17 protein-coding genes are annotated in these 18236 nt (G+C 34.6%); 15 read left to right on the forward strand and 2 right to left on the reverse strand.

Annotated elements, in window-relative coordinates; all coding sequences use genetic code 11:
- The first annotated feature begins 13 nt into the window (after positions 1-13).
- From rsmA to ACONDI_RS14410, 6 genes are all read left to right on the forward strand, one after another.
- Complete coding sequence (gene rsmA, locus ACONDI_RS14385) at positions 14-898, forward strand: 16S rRNA (adenine(1518)-N(6)/adenine(1519)-N(6))-dimethyltransferase RsmA (protein WP_241079225.1); 885 nt, start codon at positions 14-16, stop codon at positions 896-898.
- A 51-nt stretch (positions 899-949) separates the two neighbouring features.
- The gene (locus tag ACONDI_RS14390; RefSeq protein WP_420848213.1) at positions 950-1420 is read left to right on the forward strand and encodes a ribonuclease H-like YkuK family protein; all 471 of its coding nucleotides are present in this window, start codon (positions 950-952) and stop codon (positions 1418-1420) included.
- Positions 1421-1537: 117 nt separating this feature from the next.
- Entirely contained in the window at positions 1538-1810 is a 273-nt protein-coding gene (locus ACONDI_RS14395) for a Veg family protein (protein WP_241079227.1), read from the forward strand.
- 484 nt (positions 1811-2294) lie between these two features.
- Entirely contained in the window at positions 2295-3377 is a 1083-nt protein-coding gene (locus tag ACONDI_RS14400; RefSeq protein ID WP_241079228.1) for a leucine-rich repeat domain-containing protein, read from the forward strand.
- A 134-nt stretch (positions 3378-3511) separates the two neighbouring features.
- Complete coding sequence (locus ACONDI_RS14405) at positions 3512-4228, forward strand: hypothetical protein (protein WP_241079229.1); 717 nt, start codon at positions 3512-3514, stop codon at positions 4226-4228.
- Between the two features lie 87 nt (positions 4229-4315).
- A complete protein-coding gene (locus tag ACONDI_RS14410) occupies positions 4316-5407 on the forward strand; it encodes an InlB B-repeat-containing protein (RefSeq protein WP_241079230.1) in 1092 nt (363 codons plus the stop codon).
- Positions 5408-5601: 194 nt separating this feature from the next.
- On the opposite strand, the gene ACONDI_RS14415 is transcribed toward ACONDI_RS14410, so the two are convergent.
- Positions 5602-6048, reverse strand: a complete 447-nt coding sequence (locus ACONDI_RS14415; RefSeq protein ID WP_241079231.1) for a hypothetical protein — start codon at positions 6046-6048, stop codon at positions 5602-5604.
- 182 nt (positions 6049-6230) lie between these two features.
- Here ACONDI_RS14415 and ACONDI_RS14420 point away from each other — a divergent pair, with 182 nt between their 5' ends.
- Together ACONDI_RS14420 and ACONDI_RS14425 are read left to right on the forward strand one after the other, a co-directional pair.
- Positions 6231-7781 carry a DUF3794 and LysM peptidoglycan-binding domain-containing protein gene (locus ACONDI_RS14420; protein WP_241079232.1) on the forward strand — a complete coding sequence of 517 codons (1551 nt, stop codon included), beginning with the start codon at positions 6231-6233 and terminating at the stop codon, positions 7779-7781.
- Positions 7782-8038: 257 nt separating this feature from the next.
- Positions 8039-8983, forward strand: a complete 945-nt coding sequence (locus ACONDI_RS14425; protein ID WP_241079233.1) for a CAP domain-containing protein — start codon at positions 8039-8041, stop codon at positions 8981-8983.
- Between the two features lie 65 nt (positions 8984-9048).
- Here the strand turns inward: ACONDI_RS14425 and ACONDI_RS14430 are convergent, their stop codons facing one another.
- Positions 9049-9321 (reverse strand): TMEM165/GDT1 family protein, encoded by a 273-nt coding sequence (locus ACONDI_RS14430; protein ID WP_241079234.1) that lies wholly within the window; start codon positions 9319-9321, stop codon positions 9049-9051.
- A 164-nt stretch (positions 9322-9485) separates the two neighbouring features.
- Between ACONDI_RS14430 and ACONDI_RS14435 the strand changes: the two genes are divergently transcribed.
- The 7 genes from ACONDI_RS14435 (at position 9486) to purR (ending at position 18035) form a co-directional block, all read left to right on the forward strand.
- Positions 9486-10688, forward strand: coding sequence for a D-alanyl-D-alanine carboxypeptidase family protein (locus ACONDI_RS14435; protein ID WP_241079235.1), 1203 nt, complete (start codon positions 9486-9488; stop codon positions 10686-10688).
- Between the two features lie 42 nt (positions 10689-10730).
- Positions 10731-11771: a nicotinate phosphoribosyltransferase gene (locus ACONDI_RS14440; protein WP_241079236.1), complete on the forward strand. Its 1041-nt coding sequence runs from the start codon at positions 10731-10733 to the stop codon at positions 11769-11771.
- Positions 11772-11967: 196 nt separating this feature from the next.
- A complete protein-coding gene (locus tag ACONDI_RS14445) occupies positions 11968-12789 on the forward strand; it encodes a cyanophycinase (RefSeq protein WP_420848214.1) in 822 nt (273 codons plus the stop codon).
- Complete coding sequence (gene cphA, locus ACONDI_RS14450) at positions 12773-15427, forward strand: cyanophycin synthetase (RefSeq protein WP_241079238.1); 2655 nt, start codon at positions 12773-12775, stop codon at positions 15425-15427. The genes ACONDI_RS14445 and cphA overlap by 17 nt, the downstream gene beginning before the upstream one ends.
- 59 nt (positions 15428-15486) lie before the next feature.
- A complete protein-coding gene (gene ispE, locus ACONDI_RS14455) occupies positions 15487-16389 on the forward strand; it encodes a 4-(cytidine 5'-diphospho)-2-C-methyl-D-erythritol kinase (RefSeq protein ID WP_241079239.1) in 903 nt (300 codons plus the stop codon).
- Between the two features lie 6 nt (positions 16390-16395).
- On the forward strand, positions 16396-17166 hold the full coding sequence (locus ACONDI_RS14460; RefSeq protein WP_241079240.1) for a nucleotidyltransferase family protein: 771 nt from the start codon (positions 16396-16398) through the stop codon (positions 17164-17166).
- A 29-nt stretch (positions 17167-17195) separates the two neighbouring features.
- Entirely contained in the window at positions 17196-18035 is an 840-nt protein-coding gene (gene purR / locus ACONDI_RS14465) for a pur operon repressor (protein ID WP_241079241.1), read from the forward strand.
- Positions 18036-18236 lie beyond the last annotated feature (201 nt).

Consider the following 18236-nt stretch of genomic DNA (forward strand, 5'->3'; position numbering starts at 1 on the left):
AAAGGAAGATTAGATGAAGCTAACTTCTCCTAAAAAAGTTAAAGAACTGATTAACACGTACGATTTGAGAGTCAAGAAAAATTATGGGCAAAACTTTATCATTGATGAAAATATATTAAATAAAATTATTAAATCAGCTGATTTGAATGAGGAAGATACAATTCTCGAAATAGGTCCCGGGATTGGTACTTTGACAGAAGCTCTTGCAAGGAAAGTGAACAATGTAATAGCAATTGAAATAGATAAGAATATCATTTATATTTTGAGAGATACTATACTTAAAGAGTATAATAATGTAACTTTAATTGAAGCGGATGCTTTGAAAATTAACATCAAAGATCAATTTGAAAACATTTATGATAATGTGCCTGGTGAAATTAAGGTTGTCGCTAATTTACCTTATTATATTACTACTCCTCTTTTGATTAAGCTTGCACAGGAACAGCTTTTGATAACGGAAATGGTACTTACTGTACAGAAAGAAGCAGCTGACAGGTTCATGGCTGAAAATGGTACCAAGGATTATGGATCTGTGACAGTAGTTTTAGATTATTATTTTGAAAAAGATTTTATTATGAAACTATCTCCAGCAGTTTTTTATCCGAGACCAAAAGTAGATTCCGCAGTGATAAGATTAAAAAAGCACTCAGAACCACCGGTAAAAGTAGAGAATGAAAATAGCTTTGTAGAGTTTATTAGAAAATGTTTTTCACAAAGAAGAAAGACCTTAAAGAATAACTTGAAGAGTTTTTCGAACTGTAATTTAGCCAAAAGAGAATTAGATGAAATTTTTGAAAAAACTGAAATTAACGAAAGGGCAAGGCCGGAAGATTTAGATCTTTTTAAATTTGCCAGAATTTTTAATATGTTTTATAATAGACATGGTGAGTTTTTTTAGGAGATTTTTAGGATAAAAATGTCGGACTAAAAGGAGTAGTTAAGAATGCTAATGTTTCAAAGTCCCTCTAGAGGGAAATTGACCCTTGATCAAGTTTTTGACGAGCTTCTTAATTATATTAGTGACTGCCCTAAAGATCAATACAAGCTAATTATAGGAACTGATTCTCATAATCTAAAAAAACGATCATGTTTTGTTACAGCAATTATTGTCCACCGAGTAGGAAAAGGAGCCAGGTATTTCTTTAGAAGAACTAACCGAGACCATATTAGTTCTCTCAGACAGAAAATTTTTTATGAAACTTCATTAAGCCTTGAAATTGCCAGTAAAATGACAGGGAAGTTAAGCAAGAATAAGCACAAAGATTTGAACCTTGAAATTCACCTGGATGTAGGAGAAAACGGGGAGACTAAAGAGCTAATACGAGAAGTGGTTGGAATGGTCTTTGGAAGCGGCTTTTCCCCTAAGATTAAGCCGTATTCTTTCGGGGCCTCTAAAGTAGCTGATAAATACACTAAGTAAGTGTTTAGCTAGTGATAATTTTATCAGCTTCAGGGTTATTTCGCTAAATTTACCCTTGACACAAAGTAGTAGATACGGTATAATTTATAATAATATGCAACTAGAAGAGGTGATTTCATGGTGACGGCTCAAAATGCCTTGGTCGATATTAAATCAACCCTTGATCGATATATTGGTGAAAAAATAAAGCTAAAAGCTAATCGTGGACGAAAAAAAACTATAGAAAAAGAAGGAGTACTAGAAAATACCTATCCGGCTATATTTATTGTTAGGGTAGATGAATCTTCTTATAGTCAGAGATTCACATTTAATTATGCGGATGTATTAACCAAAACAGTAGAACTTTCAGTCGGAAATAACCAAAAGATAGACTGGGCTGTAGTAGAATAAAAAAATAACAGTGTTAATAAAAAAAGAGATAAAAAAAGAAAAGCCTCTTATATTTTGTAAGGGGTTCGATTTTGAAGTTGAAAATCTAAAATCACAAAGTAAATTACAAAAAAGTAGCAGTTAAATCACATAATTTTAACTGTTACTTTTTACTGTTATGACAGGAATTAAGATTATAATAACTTAAAAATTACAATTTTTTCACAAGATAATACACAATAGAAATAAATATTTCTTGTGTTAAAAAGTTGCGATTTTAGACGTTAAAATTATGCGGAAAATTATATTATCCTATGAATTCTAGACTTTTAGAGTGTTGCCATATAATGTATAATTGAAATTAGCGGTTGTTAGACTGAGACGTTTTAGATATTTGCTGTTCCTTAATTTAACCTAGGTTATGAAGAACAATTAAATGAAAATTAGTTAGCATGATATTTTATAGTCCTATTTGGACTTAATTTTTTTGAAAAATTAAAGTGAGGTGGTAAAAATATTAGGAAGAAAATTAGCTTGTTTAATAATAGTAATAAGCTTAACAGCTCTAACAGTCTTTACGGTAGGTTGTGCTCCAGAATACGAGGTAGAGGTACAAGCTGATCCAGAAGATGCAGGAGAAATTTCGGGTGAAGGAACTTATGAAGAGGGGGAAGAGGTAACTGTAGAAGCTGAACCAGATGAAGGTTACGAATTTGAAGGTTGGTATAAGGATGGAGAAAGAGTCAGTCAAGATCAAGACTATGAATTTGAAATTGAAGAAAGCAAAGAATTAGTTGCTGGCTTTGCTGAAATTGTAAACATTTCTGATGAAAACTTAGAAGCAGCTATTAAGGAAGAATTAGGTGTAGATCAAGTGACTAAAGAAAATATTAAAGAGTTAACATCTTTGGAGGCGGAAAGAGAAGGTGTTAGCGATCTGAATAACTTGAGAAAAGCAGAGAATCTTAAAAACTTAAACCTTTCGGGCAATAAAATCCAAGATATAGCCGCTTTAACTGAACTTACGGGACTAGAGAAGTTAAACTTAAACAATAATGAAATAAAAGATATTAAAGCACTACATGAATTGACTAATCTTAAAGAAGTCAACCTTATAGGAAATGAAATCGATGAAATAAACTTTTTAGGAGAATTAAACGATCTCGAAAAACTTTCTGTAGGGGATGATAAGATAAATCCTTGGACATTGGCTGATTTTAACCAATCTCCTGGAGGTGACTATATAGCTTACAGGGTAAAAAACCCATTACCATTAACTGTTGACGTTCAGGTAGTAAACACAAATGAAGACGTAAGCGTTAAACAGGTGTTTGAACCAAATAGTGTTACTGATCAGGGCAAGCTTTATAGTTTTACTGAAGCGTCTTCCTATGAAAACCCATTTGCTCAGCCTGTTCCCAGAGCTTGCTCAAGTGACGTTTATAAAGACCATGAATGGAAAAATTCAGAAGTTTTAAAAGTTGTTGTTCGTGAAGGACTTGATGAGGGTAAGGAACGAGAACACAAGTCGTCTGGAGAGTATAAATTCGATTTTAAAGACAGGGAAATTATTGAGTTTAATAATTAGTTTATTTATAAGAATACTTATGATTCATAAATACTATCTGATATATGTGCCTTAAAAGTAATTGTAGTTCTCTCATTTTGATAGAGAGAGAGCTGCCATTATCTTGAAGATCTTAAGGTGAGAGAGGTGGTACTTTGTCAAGAAAGAAACTGTTTCATTTATTATTGATTACATGCTTATCAGTTTCATTAGTTTTAATGGCCGGATGTACTCCAGAGGAAAAAACAGAAAAGGAGCACGTAAAAAATGAAAATGAAGAGATAAAAGAAGAGCTTAAAGATGAATTATCTAGAAAAGAGTCTAGGATAAAAAATCTAGAACAAGAGTTAGAATCGAAAGAGCGTCAAAATAATAGGGCTGAATTTTATTCAGATGTTTTGCTTGAAATGGCTCAAACTGAAGGTGTAATGGCTCATGAGGTGTTATCGGAGGAAAAAATTAACGAACTACAGCTTGAAAGTAATTTGTGGGATGGTACACTTCAAGTTAATGTTTCAGAAAATGATAAAAGTAAAGAAAAAGAATTTTCAAGCGATGGAGAGATAACAATTGACAGTTCTGAATTTGTTTTACATTTTTCAGGGGGTATAGATCCAGCATCTAACGCTGATTTTAGTGCTCACGGAATTGGATCACATGAAAATTGGTTATATAATTTAAACGATATTGAAATTTTGGATGAAGAAAAAGTCTATGATGAAGAAGCTGCAGAGGGAGCAACTGGATTTGGGATAGGTTATGAATTCGAAGATATTTCAGACGGTAGTAGTATCGAAATAGAGATAGCACCAGAAGTGAAAGATTATTTTGAATTGGATACAACAAATTTGATCATTAATGTTGAAAAGTAGTATAGATTTGTTGAGACAATATATTTTATCCGATTTATTCCCCTGTATTAACAAAGTATATTAGAGAGTCAGAAGTGAGGTGGTAATTTGTCAGGGAAACGATCATTTCATTTATTGTTTATCACATGCTTATTTGTTTCAGTAGCTTTTATGGTGGGTTGTGTCCAAGAGTATGAAGTAGAGTTACAAGCTTATCCTGAAGATGCTGGGGAAATTTCGGGCGAAGGCACTTATGAAGAAGGTGAAGAAGTTACAGTAGAAGCAGAACCAGAGGAAGGTTATGAATTTGAAAAATGGAAAGAGGACGGAGAAAAAATAACAAGCGATAAAGATTATAAATTGGAAGTTATTGATGATATTACATTAGAAGCACAATTTGAACAACAAGAATATCAAGTGAGCCTATCAGCTCCCAAAGATAAAGGGAAAGTTGGTGTTGAGGAAATTCAGAATACTGACTACGAAGAAACTTATAAATACGGTGAAGAAGTAACAGTTAAAGCTAAACCTAGTGATTATTTTGAGTTTTACTACTGGGAAGATTTAGAAGGGGAAATAGGTAGTGAAGATAAGTCCTATACTTTTCAAGTTGAAGAAGATTATGACTTGGTAGCAAATTTTAATCCAAAATTAGAAGAGGTGATAGAATTATCAGATGGGATAGAAATAACTTTAGGAGATGTATGGGAGCAGCTAATAGAATATACTAGTGACCGTGGTGAACCGCAATCTTATTTAAATGCAGTTGGAGTAAAGGAAACCAATAAGGAAAACAAAAAATCCGTTCATTTTGGTATTGGAGGATATAATCCAAGTATAGTTGGATATGTAGATACAAAAACAAACGAAATAAATTTAATCGGTAGGGCTGAAAGATCTGATAAAGTGGAATTATACTGGTTTTTGGACAATGATTATATTATTTATGACTATACATGCGTTGGCACTGGTTTTCATCATTTGCACTTTCATGACGTGGAAAAAGATGAAGGAGTGGAGATAACCCAAATGGAGAAGTTCGAAGAAAAATATGACAGGAAAGAACCCACGAACCTTCATAATATAAAATGGTCAGAAGATGGGAAAGAGCTTTATTTTGAGGTAGAATGTAAAGATGAAGAAACAACTTCTTGGATATTTAATGCTAAAGAGAAGGAATTAACATTAGAACAAAATTAATCTACTGAACATCTTCAGATTTATGTGTCTTAAATAAAAATGGCAGCTCTCTCATTTTTGATAAATGAGAACTGCCATTTTTTTTAGTGTGAAAAATTTGTGATTTACCATGTGAATTTTTTGTGATTTGGCCTGTGATTTTAGATTTTCAACTTCAAAATCGAACCCCTTATTATATTTTGGCTTTTCTTTTTTTATCTCTTTTTTCTTTTGATGTTTAATTGAAAAGCTTTGTTTCTAATAGCATTTATCGACCTATTAAAAATTTCAGTAAGCTCTTCCTGAGATGTTGTAGGGTAAATCTCTTTTAGTTTTTTTATTTCATTTTGACTCCATGGTTTTGCTTTGGGTTTATTTTCATTTTTTCTTATATTAAGCCTGCTGGCTTTATTTCTTATACTTGCTATACTTCTGTTTAATAGTGTGGCGAGCTCTTCTTCAGAGACAGTAGAATAATATTTCATTAAGAGCTCTTCTTCTTTTTTTGTCCAATACTGCTGGCGTTTTAAATTTAGGCTATTTGCCTTAAAAGTAATAGCAGCCATATTTCTGTTAAATAAACTTTCGAGTTCTTCTTTGGGTTTGGTTGGGTAGTCTTTTTTTAAGAGTTCTATTTCTTTTTTAGTCCATTTTTTGGTCATATTTTCCCTCCTTTAGTAGGAGAACCGATCTGCATTAACGGTTTGTTGATTTAATACAACATATGTTGGCGTAACAAAAACTGTTACAGGGGAAATTTAAATAAATCCTTTTAAAGATAACTAACATACTTTTTGGAAAATGCATATATTATAGTAAAAGGTAGGTCAAGGAGGGGATTAGTGTGTCTCATAAGGACATTGAATTAGAAAAGGAACTATTAAAAGTCAAGTCGGTAGTCGGTGAAGGCGTTGTGCAAACTAATGTTGAGGCAGATATCACGTTACCGGCCCCCGTGAGAAAAATTAGAGAACCAGTAGATGCTGAAGTAAATATAACTGATACAGAAGTGATTGAAGACAAAGTGATTGTTAAAGGAGTTTTAGAAAAGCAGGTTTATTTTGTAGATGACAAAACAGGAACTCTTCATGAAAAAAGTTTTGAAGAAAACTTTTCGGTTTTTGTTGATATTCCTGGGGCAGAGCCGGGGAATGAAGTTCAAGTACGGCCAAGAGTGGAATTTGTAGGGGTAGAAGAAAAAGATAACAACGACAAAAAAGATCACTTAAAAGAAGAGGTATTTAAACAGTTAGCAGTTATAGAAGTATTTGTTAAAGTTACTGAAGAGATTCAATTAGAGGTTGTGACCGATGCAGTAGGCACTGATATTGAAGTTGAAACAGAGCTACTTAAAGTAGAGGATGTTATAGGTGAGGATACTACCCAGACAGAACTAATAAGCGATGTAAAACTTGATTATCCTGTGAGAAAAGTTGAATCTGTTGATACCAGGTTTGAAGATGTAGAAAGCAGGGTACTAGATGATAAAGTGATAGTGGAAGGAACGCTTGTGAAGCAAATATATTTTGTTGATCCAGAGTTAGATGTAGTAAGAGAACAGACAGCAACTGAAAACTTTTCTGTGACTATTGATATCCCTGGTGCTAGGCCAGGTATGAATGTACAGGAGTTTCCCCGGGTAGAATTTGTTGATCATGAAATAGTAGACGATTTTAACTTGAGACAAACAGCAGTAGTAGAAGTTTTCGCCAAAGTTACAGAAACTGTACAAATAGAAGTGGTAACCGATATCATAGGTGTAGAAACTGTAACTGAGCTATTAAAAGTTTCTCCTGTTATAGGCGAAGATAGGGTACAGCAGCTCGTAGAAGCTGATACAAAACTTTCTTGCCCTGCTAGAAAAATACAACAGGTACAAGGTGAATTTAGGGATGTAGAAGGAAGAGTTATAGATGATAAAGTAATTGTTGAAGGTACAGTTCATAAACAGATATTTTTTGTCGATGCTACTACTGATGAAGTTATTGAAACCTCAGAAGATGTTCCTTTTACCGTTACAATAGATATACTTGGCGCAATGCCTGATCATCAAGTACAGATTTCTCCTAGAATAGAAACTATTCAAGAGGAGATTGATCAGGAGGACCCTACCCTTATTAGGGAAACAATAGTTGTTGAAGTGTTTGCAAAAGTTACACAAACAGCCCAACATGAAGTGGTCATTGATTTAGAAGATGAAAAAAAGGAAAAACCTATCAGTAAACCTAAGAAAAAATCAGGTCCTTCGCTGAAGATTTATGTAGTCCAAAAGAACGACACTATTTACCATATTGCTGAAAAATTTGATGTGGCGGCTGAAGACATAATAAAAGCAAATAATATCAAAAACCCTGACATGATTTTTCCTGGACAGAAACTATTAATTCCTATGTAAGAAGAGTATGCATTTGATAGTTTAAGAAGAGCTAAAGTAGCCTCGTTGGCTGCTTTTTTTTGTCCAATAATAGCTAATTAATGGTTTATTTAGCCATTGCCTTTAAATTCTATAAATTTTACAGTAATGGTATTAAATATAATGATTAACTTCTTTTTATCAAATTGCAACTTATTAACATGGATTTGTAAGAATCGGAGGTATCGCCATATAATTAACATAACATCAAAATTATGTTATAGAAAGGGTGGTTTGGGTTGGAAAATAAGTACATAAAGTTTTTAAGTTTAGCAGTTGTCTTTTTGTTCTTCTTAACTTCAACATCTCAGGCTTTTGCATCAAACAGAATTATTTTGAGAAGTAGTGGTCAAGATAATACTCCTCGGGTTATTAAAGTGAGTTTAAATCATTCAGGATGGGGAAATGAGAGTAGGAATAGTTTTAATCGACAAGTAGGAAGGCTTGAAACTCCTTTGAAGTTTGTAATAAGAGATGGACAGTTAAGATTGGTCCAGAGACCAGATCTAAATCAGGAAGACAAAGCTGATAAAGAAGTGGATGTTCCAGAGGAAGACTCTAAAGAAGAACCTGGCAAGGACAAGCCTGAAGAGCCAAAAGAAGAAGAGCCAAAAGAAGAAGAGCCAAAAGAAGAAGAGCCAAAAGAAGAAGAGCCAAAAGAAGAAGAGCCAAAAGAAGAAGAGCCAAAAGAAGAAGAGCCAGATAAAGAACCTGAAGAAGATAAGTCTGAAGAAAACAAAGAACAAAAAGAAGAACAGAAAGAAAAAGACGAGCGCGAAGAGCAAGAAGAGCAAGAAGAATTAAATGATGCTGAAGAACAGATGATAAACAAAGTAAATGAAGAAAGAAGACAAAGAGGGTTGTCTCCTTTAGAAGTAGACTACGAAGTAGTTGAGGTTGCAAGAGCGAAAAGTCAGGACATGATAGATAATAATTACTTTGCCCATAACTCACCTACCTATGGTTCGCCATTTGATATGTTGAATAAGTTTGGAATAAATTATAGAACAGCTGGTGAGAACTTAGCAGGTTCTAGAACAGTCGAGACTGCTCATAACAACTTGATGAATTCTGATGGGCACAGAAGGAATATTTTAAATGAAAACTTTACACATATTGGTGTAGGTGTAGTAGAGGGTGGTACTTACGGCAAATATTTTACTCAAATGTTTATTGGAAAATAATAATTTTAGAGGCTAGACATTATTTGTCTAAAGCAGGACCTAGAATTGTATCTGGAGGTCCTGCTTTATTTTTGAGAGATCAGTAACACTACCCCTAATATAATAAAAGCTACTCCTGCCCCGTTTTTTAATATGTTTGGAGGCAGGTATTTTGTTAATATGTTTCCAAGCATAACACCTAAAAAGCTTGCTAAAATAAGAGCAGTACTAGCTCCGATGAAAACTCCTAACAAAGATTTTTTTTGGGTTGCGAGAAGCATGGTTGCAAGCTGGGTTTTATCTCCAAGCTCAGCTAAAAAAACCATGCCAAAGGTAACAAGAAGACTTTCCCAAAACATGTTATCTCTCCTTTTTTAATTAATTATATTTTGTTCACTGTTATTATATTCCCTAATATGTTATCAAAATTAAAGATTATTAGTTGTTCACCGGGGGACCTATTATTGAAAGTATTTAAAACCTAGGGTATAATTTAATATTGAGACAAAGGGGAGTGGACAGAGTGATAAATGTCAAAAAATTAACAGTATTAATCCTTGTTGTAATGATTTTTTTTGGAAATGCCATTATAAGTACTATAAGTGCAAGTTCAGATAGTTCTGACATAGATATCTACGCAGATGCGGCTGTTTTAATAGAAGTAGAGAATGGACAGGTTTTATATGATAAAAATAAACATGAAAGTATGTACCCGGCTAGTACTACCAAAATAATGACAGCACATTTACTTTTACAGAACTCTTCTTTATCGGAACAAGTAGAAGTAACAGAAAATGCATTTAGAGTAAGAGGTTCTACACTACACCTTAACAAAGGGATGACACTTTCTGTTAGAGACCTGCTCTATGGGATAATGCTCCGCTCGGCTAATGACGGGGCTATAGCAGCTGCAGAACATGTATCAGGGTCAAAAGAAAGTTTTGTAGAAAAAATGAATCAGAAAGCGAAAGAATACGGGGCAAAAAATACTGGGTTTCAAAACCCCCATGGACTTACAAACGGTTATCCAGACCATAATACAACTGCGTATGATCTTGCCATGATAACAAGACAAGCGCTTAAATGTCCAGAATTTAGAAGAATTGTAAATACAACAGAAGATGAGATAAAGTTAAAGGATGGAACTAGAGAGTTATATAATCCCAATAGACTTCTAAAAAATTATCAATATGCTAACGGAGTTAAGACAGGGTATACAGCTATGTCTGGTCATACCCTGGTGGCATCTGCAACTAAAGATGATATTACATTAGTAGCTGTTATACTTGGAAGTGATACCAGAAATGCACTGTTTAACAGTGCCGAAAATTTGTTTGATTACGTTTTTGAAAACTATGAAAAGATTATGGTTTCAGAAAAGAACGAACTGGTCGACTCGATAAATATTGAAGAGCATGATATAGAACTTGATGTTTATACTGATTCAGAAGTAAGCTATATGGTGAATACAAAAGAACAGTCAAATCCAATTGAAGAAAGAAACAGTCTAAAAGATTCCCTTTCTCTACCCCTAGAAAAAAATGATAAAATAGGTGAAATGATGTTCTTTAGTCAAGGTGAAGAAATAGGGGCTACTAATTTAATTATAAAAGAAGATGTTGAAAGACCTGAGGCAAAAAATACAAGTGCTATAACCTTTGTACTAATTGCAGGGGGAGTTGTGACAGGTTTCTTCGTATTTTTTAAAAATAAAAAAGATAAATAAAATAACTAAAATACTTAAGGAATAACAGAAAGGGGTTATAATATGAAAGAGTTTAACCGTGTAAAAGATGTATACGATTGGGAAATAAATAAAGATAGAAGGCTTTTTAGTGCAAGTCATGAAGAGATTTTAAGTGGCAGGACCACAGATATATATTTTGTCAGGACAAAAGAGCTTTTGGAACATTTGAACAGATCTGAAAAAGAAGTGACAGCAGAAGTGTTTGCATCGAGAGAAGGAGTTATGGCAGGAACTAATGAGGTTATGGGATTAATAAAAGACAAACCCGACCTAGAAGTATGGACTCTAAAAGAAGGGGAAAATTTTGGTGAAAAAGAAGTAATAATGAGACTAAAAGGTCCATATTCCCAGGTAGCGGTTTATGAAACCCCTCTTTTGGGAATTCTTGCTTCCTCTTCTGGTTGGGCATCTGCTGCTAGTGAGTGCCGCGAAGCTGCTGGTGAAGATGCTACTCTAATATGCTTTGGAGCTAGACATATACACCCTTCTTCCGCACCAGTGATGGAAAGGTCTGCACTGGTTGGGGGATTTGATGGTTGTAGTTGTATATTAGGTGCAAAACTTTGGGGGATAAAGCCTTCGGGCACAGTACCCCATGCAGTATTTTTAATGGTAGGAGATACCGTGGAAGTAGCAAAAGCATATAATGAAATCATGCCAGAAAATGATGCCAGGGTGATATTAGTAGATACATTTAAAGATGAAGTAGAGGAGTCTTTGCGAGTTGCCAGGGAATTAGGTAAGGATTTGTTTGGGGTAAGAATTGACACGCCTTCTGAAAGAGGGGGTGTGACTTCGGGGCTCATTAAAGAAGCTAGAGCAAAACTAGATCAAGCAGGGTTTGATTATGTTAGAATACTTGCATCGGGAGGTATGACCCCAGATAAAATAATCGAACTTAAAAAAGCCGGAGTTAGTACCTTTGGCGTTGGCAGTTACATAGCTGCTGCAAGACCTATAGATATGACCATGGACTTAAAAGAGGTAGATGGAATTCCTATTGCAAAAAGAGGTAGAATACCGGGTTTAACTTCAACTAATAGATTATCAAGAATAAAATAAATAAAATTTTAAATTCTAGTGCAAAAAGTCTATTCACATAAGCTATAGTGTTTTTATGACTTTTTGCACCAGAATTTTTCCCGGGATTGATTTAAGGTCTAAAGTACTCCTAGAAGGGGTGCTTTTTTTATTTGAATAAATGATTTTTCCCGGGGAAAAATATTGTTGTGCCTATGCTTAAAAAGGGAAGGTGTATATAAGCGTGTCTAAGGGAAGGTTATTTATTATTGGAGGGAATGAAAACAAAGGTGAAAAGTCTATTCTAAAAGATTTTGTTAGACTATCTGGTGGTAGTAATGCATGTATTGGAGTTATACCTACAGCTACTAAAGACCCGGAAGAAACTGGCGAGAGGTACAAAGAAGTATTTAAAAACTTTGGCGCAGAAGATGTTCATGTTTTAAACATCCAGACAAGAAAAGATGGTGACAAAAAAGCGCTTATAAACTTATTTGATGATATTACTGGTGTGTATTTTACTGGGGGTGATCAGCTAAGAATAACAAGTATAATAGGAGGCACAGAATTTGATAAAAAATTACATGAATATCACCGAAAAGGCTTAGTTGTTGGGGGTACCAGTGCTGGAGCTTCTGTAATGAGTGATACAATGATTGTAGAGGGTCTTGATGAATCGCCTCCAGCAAAGAGTACAGTAAATATGGCCCCTGGACTTGGTTTTTTACAAAGGACGGTTATTGATCAACACTTTGATCAGCGCGGCCGTATGGGAAGGTTGTTAACGGTTGTTGCCCAAAATCCTCATGTATTAGGTTTTGGAATTGATGAAGATACTGCTATAGTAACTGAAGATGAAACAATGCTAAAAGTGCTTGGTACTCAGACTGTCACCGTGGTAGACGGCAGTAAGATAGATCATTCTAATATAATTAAAGAAGGAGAAGATCAGCCTTTGGCAATAACTAATATTATAATACATGTCTTATCTGCAGGTTATTTTTTTGACCTTAAACGCCGTCATGTTAAAGGGGGACTAGAGTTTGAAAGTTCTCGATAAAAGAGTATTAAGAGGAAGAAATATATATAGCCATAATCCTGTAATAAAAGCAAGAATTGATTTGGGAGAACTTTCTGAAGTTAAGACAAATGAAATAGAAGGGTTTTATGAATGCTTGCAAGATAATTTCCCTTCAATAATTGAACATCACTGCTCTAGAGGTTATAGAGGGGGATTCTTAGAAAGGGTTAAAGAAGGAACTTTGCTCGGCCATGTCGTAGAGCATGTAACAATTGAGCTTATGCAGCTTTCAAATGTTGAGACAAACTATGGTACTACAAGGGCTACCAACGTGGAAAAAGTTTATGATATAATTGTTGAACAAAAATCCTCACAAGGTTTAGATACGGCCTTAGACCATGCTGTGGATATTGTCAAAAAAATGATTAACAAAGAAGCACCACAAATTGAACAAAGAATTAAAGAAATAAGAGATATAGTTTCAGAAACAAGGCTTGGGCCAAGTACTGAAGCAATTTTAAAAGCGGCCAAGAAAAGAGACATTCCGTTCATAAGACTAGATGATGATGCTAGTATGTTTCAATTGGGTTTTGGTAAAAATGGCAAAAGGATTCAAGCTACAACGACGGAGTATACATCGTGTATAGGTGTTGATATTGCCTGTGACAAAAGAAAAACAAACGAAATGTTAGATGAGCTTGGATTACCCGTTCCATTTGGCAAGGTAGTAGAAACAGAAAAGGATGCTGTTAAAGCAGCTAATGAAATAGGCTTCCCGCTTGTGTTAAAACCTAAGGATGGTAACCAAGGCAAAGGTGTGACCCTTAATATTTGGAGCGAAGACGAGATAAAGGCAGCTTATAGGGTCGCTCTTAATTACAGTCCTGAAATTATTGTTGAGCAGCATGTTGAAGGAAAACATTATAGGATTTTAGTTGTTGGAGACAAAGTTGTTGCTGGTTCAGAAAGATTACCTGCCCATGTTGTTGGTGATGGTGAGAATACAATTAGAAAATTAATTGATTTAGAAAATGAAAAAAATCATTTAAGGGGGGAAGGTCACGAAAAACCGCTTTCTAAAATCAGCGTTGACCCGGTTGTAAATATGGTGCTTGCTAGAAACAATATGACTATGAATTATGTTCCTGAAAAAGGTGACATGGTATATCTAAGAGAAAGTGCAAATTTAAGTACTGGTGGAATAGCTATAGATGTAACTGAAGACATCCATCCTGAAACCGCAAGGACTGCAAAAAGAGCCTGCAAGGTTGTGGGACTTGATGTAGGTGGTGTTGATATAGTAGTAGATGATATAAGAAACTCTATTCAAGACGGTGGTGCCATAATTGAAATAAATGCGGCACCTGGAATTAGAATGCATGAACATCCTACTAAAGGGGAAAAAAGAGATGTTGGTAAAGAAATTGTTGATTATTTGTTCCCCTTTAATGATGAAACTAAAATTCCAATTGTTTCTGTTACAGGTACTAACGGTAAAACTACAACGGCACGGCTTATAAGAAAGGTCTTAAAAGATGAAGGCTATACTGTTGGGGCTACTACTACTGATGGCATTTTTGTTGATGATGAACTTATTTTAAAAGGAGATACAACTGGCCCAAGTAGTGCAAAAACAGTCTTGACAGACCAAAGAGTAGATGCCAGTGTTTTTGAAACTGCCAGGGGAGGGCTTATTCGCGGAGGACTTGGTTATAACCTGGCGGATGTGGCTGTAGTAACTAATATAGGAGAAGACCACATAGGCCAGGATGGCATCGATACAATAGAGGATATGGTAAATGTCAAGAGCCTCGTAGTTGAAGCTACAGAGTTAAATGGTAAAGTAGTATTAAATGCTGATGATGAAACCTCAAAATATATGGCTGAAAAAGCAAGAGGGCAGGTCATATTATTTTCTAAAAGTCATGAAAATAAATGGCTCAAAAGACATATAGGTGCTGGTGGTAAAGGACTTTTTGTAAAAAATGACAGGATTTTTTGGGCTAATGGAAAACATGGTGTCTCTATGGGAGAACTTACTAGTATACCAATAGCTTTCTTTGGGTTAGCAGAGCATAACATAGAGAACGTCTTAGCTTCTATAGCTGCTTCTTTGGCACTTGGCGTTTCATTGGAAAAATGCTATGATTCTATTAAGGATTTTAATCCATCTATCGAAGATAATCCGGGAAGGAGTAATTTTTATGTATGTGAGGATAATGACATTAAAATACTGATTGATTACGGGCACAACCCACCAGGATGGGAGAAAATTCTTGAAATGGTAGCAAAAATTGAAAAAAATAATGTGCGAGGAGTTATTGGAGTCCCTGGTGATAGAGGGGATGATATGATTCATGAAGCGGGGAGGGTTGCCGCGCGCTACCTTGATACTATAATTGTGAAAGAAGATGAAGATCCTAGAGGAAGAAATAAAGGTGAAGTAGCACAATTATTGACAAATGGCCTGGAAACAGAGCTATCTAAAGAACTGGTGACAAAAGACGAAGTTGAAGTTGAAAGGGTCCTCTGTGAAAAAGAAGCTGTTAAAAAAGCTATAGATACTGCTAAATCAGGAGATTTGGTAGTAGTGTTTTATGAAAATCTTGACAATGTTCTTGATCCCATCAACGGAAAAAACTTAAATATACGACCTGCTGGACCTGAAGATTTATAAAATAATTGAACTTAACAGAGCCAAAATAAAATTTATATTATCGTGAAAGGAAGATTTATTTGAGTGATTACATAGATGTGGTTTCCCCTGCTAAGATTAATTTATTTTTGGATGTTCTTGGAAAACGGGAGGATGGTTATCATCAAGTAGAGCTTATAATGCAAAGCTTAGACCTTAAAGATAATATAAATATTTCTGTAAATAAATTTCAGGATGAAGATATTAAAATTTATAGTAATAATCAAAACGTCCCAACTGGAGAGGGAAACCTTGCTTATAGAGCTGCAAGGCTCATGACAGAAGGTTATTATATACCTCCTTTAAAAATATATCTTGAAAAGAAAATACCTATAGAAGCAGGTCTTGCGGGTGGAAGTAGTAATGGTGCCGCAGTATTATGGGGGTTAAATGAGCTTTTCAATTTTAACCTATCTTTGGATAGACTGTGTGAACTAGGAAAAGAACTAGGAGCTGATGTTCCTTTTTGTTTGAGAGGGGGAACTATGTTAGCAACAGGTTTTGGAGAGGAGCTGACCAGACTTCCTTCAATGCCCTGGTGTTATCTTTTACTGGTAAAGCCCTCTTTTGGAGTAAGTACTGCAAAAGTATACAAAGCTTTAAACAAAGACTCTTATGATCCTTTAAAATACAATGATTTATTGATGTCAGGAAAGCTAATTAAAGCATTAGAGCAAAAATCACTTGAAAAAATTTCGGACAACCTATACAATTCTATGGAACCAACTGTTAAGTCCTGGTTTGGTCAGGTTGAAGACATAATTCAAATGCTAACTCAAAATGGGGCTCTTGCATCTTTGATGAGTGGCAGCGGCCCAACAATTTATGGTATATTTAAGGATAAAAAGCAAGCCCAAATAGTAGAAAAATTACTGAAAAACTGGGGAAGTGACATTCAGGTGTTTGTGACAACCCCCCGATATATGGGAGTAGGAAAGGAGTAGATCCTTTTGACTAAAGCTGTTATTTTGGCTGGAAGCCAAAAGTCCCCAGAAGAAACAGATGGTGATTTTTATAAAAATAAGGCATTGATAAAATTAAATGGGTACCCTATGATTACTTATATTATTAATGCTTTAAGTAAGGCAGAGGAAATCAGTGAAATAAATATAGTGGGGCCAAAAGATAGCCTCGGCCATATTCTAAAAGATTATGAAGTAAATATCTTGCCAGAGGATGGCACAGTGTTAGATAACATATTATTAGCTGCCGAAACTCTAGCTGTTAATGAAGGGGAAAGCATACTCCTTGTAACTTCGGATATTCCTTTGATTACTCCTGAAGCAATCGAAAATTTTTTATCAAAATGTGAGGGGAGCTATGATCTTTACTATCCAGTTATAGATAAAACAGAAAATGATAAAAGATTTCCTGAATTGAATAGAACTTTTGTTAAATTTAAAGAAGGACATTTTACTGGTGGGAATGTATTCTTTATAAATCCTAGAAAAGTAAAGCAGTGTTACGACAAAGTTCAAAAAATAATTTTTTTTAGAAAAAAACCTGTTAAACTTGCTATGCTTTTGGGGATTACATTTTTGTTTAGGCTTCTTACGGGGCAGTTGAGTATTTCCCAAGTTGAAAAAAAAGTATCCAATTTGTTAAACATACAAGGAAAGGCTGTTATAACACCTTATCCTGAACTTGGTACAGATGTTGATAAGGAAGAAGACTTAATGTGGATAGAGAAAAATTTTTTTAAAGAAAAAGCAACTAATTAATATAAAATTTCTGAGGGAGAGATAATTCTATGGAAAAAGAAAAAGCAAAACGTACTGATAGAATAATTTATATTACTCATGAGCTGCTTAATAATCCAGGAGAAATGATTCCTTTGTCAAAATTTGTTAATTTTTTTGGTGCAGCCAAGTCTACTATAAGTGAAGATATAGATATTGTAAGAAAAAACTTGGAGGGGTATGGGCATGGTACGGTTAAGACGATAGTTGGAAAAAGCGGGGGTATAAAATTTGTCCCGTTTTTGTCAATGGAGAATATAAATGAAACTTTAGAAGAGTTGAAAGAAAGTTTAGAGAGTAAAGAAAGGGTTTTGCCAGGAGGATATGTGTATATTGCTGATATAGTTACAAATCCTAAGCTTATGAATGGTCTCGGTAAAATAATGGCCGGAATGTTTTATGAGAAAAGTCCCGATATTATCCTTTGTATAGAAACAAAAGGTATACCTCTAGCTGTGTTTACAGCTCACTACATGGGCGCTTCTGTTGTTATCGCTAGAAGGGAAAGTAAAGTTACAGAAGGGTCATTGGTTACTATAAATTATCTGTCGGGAACCTCAAAAAGAATACAAACTATGTCACTTTCTAAAAGAACTATTGAACCAGGTTCTAAGGTGCTTATTTTGGATGATTTTATGAAAGGCGGAGGTACTATGAAAGGATTAATGGACATGGCGGAGGAGTTTAATGCCCATGTGGTTGGAAAAGGCGTATTGATGTCAACGGATGAACCATCCAATAAATTAGTAGATGATTTTTTATCCCTGGTGGTACTTGAAGAAATTGAAGCAGATTCTACAAATGTAAAAGTAAAAATCAATCCAAAGCAACTATACTCCTACAAAAACTAAAAAACATTTTACTTATATTTGATTCTGGTGCAAAAAGTCATATGAACAAAGTTTTGTTTTTAATTGTAATACATCTTGATGAGAAAGTAGGATAAATAAGGCCTGATGACAGGAGGTCATTAGCTAATTGAACTCAGGATGAGTTCTTTAATTAGGGAGCCATAAATTACAATATAACAAATAGAGGTGTTTGATCTATTA

It is taken from the genome of Natranaerofaba carboxydovora (genome assembly GCF_022539405.1).
Classification (GTDB): Bacteria; Bacillota; Natranaerobiia; order Natranaerobiales; family Natranaerofabaceae; genus Natranaerofaba; species Natranaerofaba carboxydovora.

Bases quoted from the DNA above. Each gene is read 5' to 3' on its own strand.
- rsmA (WP_241079225.1), top strand. From the start codon at position 14: ATGAAGCTAACTTCTCCTAAAAAAGTTAAAGAACTGATTAACACGTAC.
- ACONDI_RS14390 (WP_420848213.1), top strand. From the start codon at position 950: ATGTTTCAAAGTCCCTCTAGAGGGAAATTGACCCTTGATCAAGTTTTT.
- ACONDI_RS14395 (WP_241079227.1), top strand. From the start codon at position 1,538: ATGGTGACGGCTCAAAATGCCTTGGTCGATATTAAATCAACCCTTGAT.
- ACONDI_RS14415 (WP_241079231.1), bottom strand. From the start codon at position 6,048: ATGACCAAAAAATGGACTAAAAAAGAAATAGAACTCTTAAAAAAAGAC.
- ACONDI_RS14430 (WP_241079234.1), bottom strand. From the start codon at position 9,321: ATGTTTTGGGAAAGTCTTCTTGTTACCTTTGGCATGGTTTTTTTAGCT.
- ACONDI_RS14440 (WP_241079236.1), top strand. From the start codon at position 10,731: ATGAAAGAGTTTAACCGTGTAAAAGATGTATACGATTGGGAAATAAAT.
- purR (WP_241079241.1), top strand. From the start codon at position 17,196: ATGGAAAAAGAAAAAGCAAAACGTACTGATAGAATAATTTATATTACT.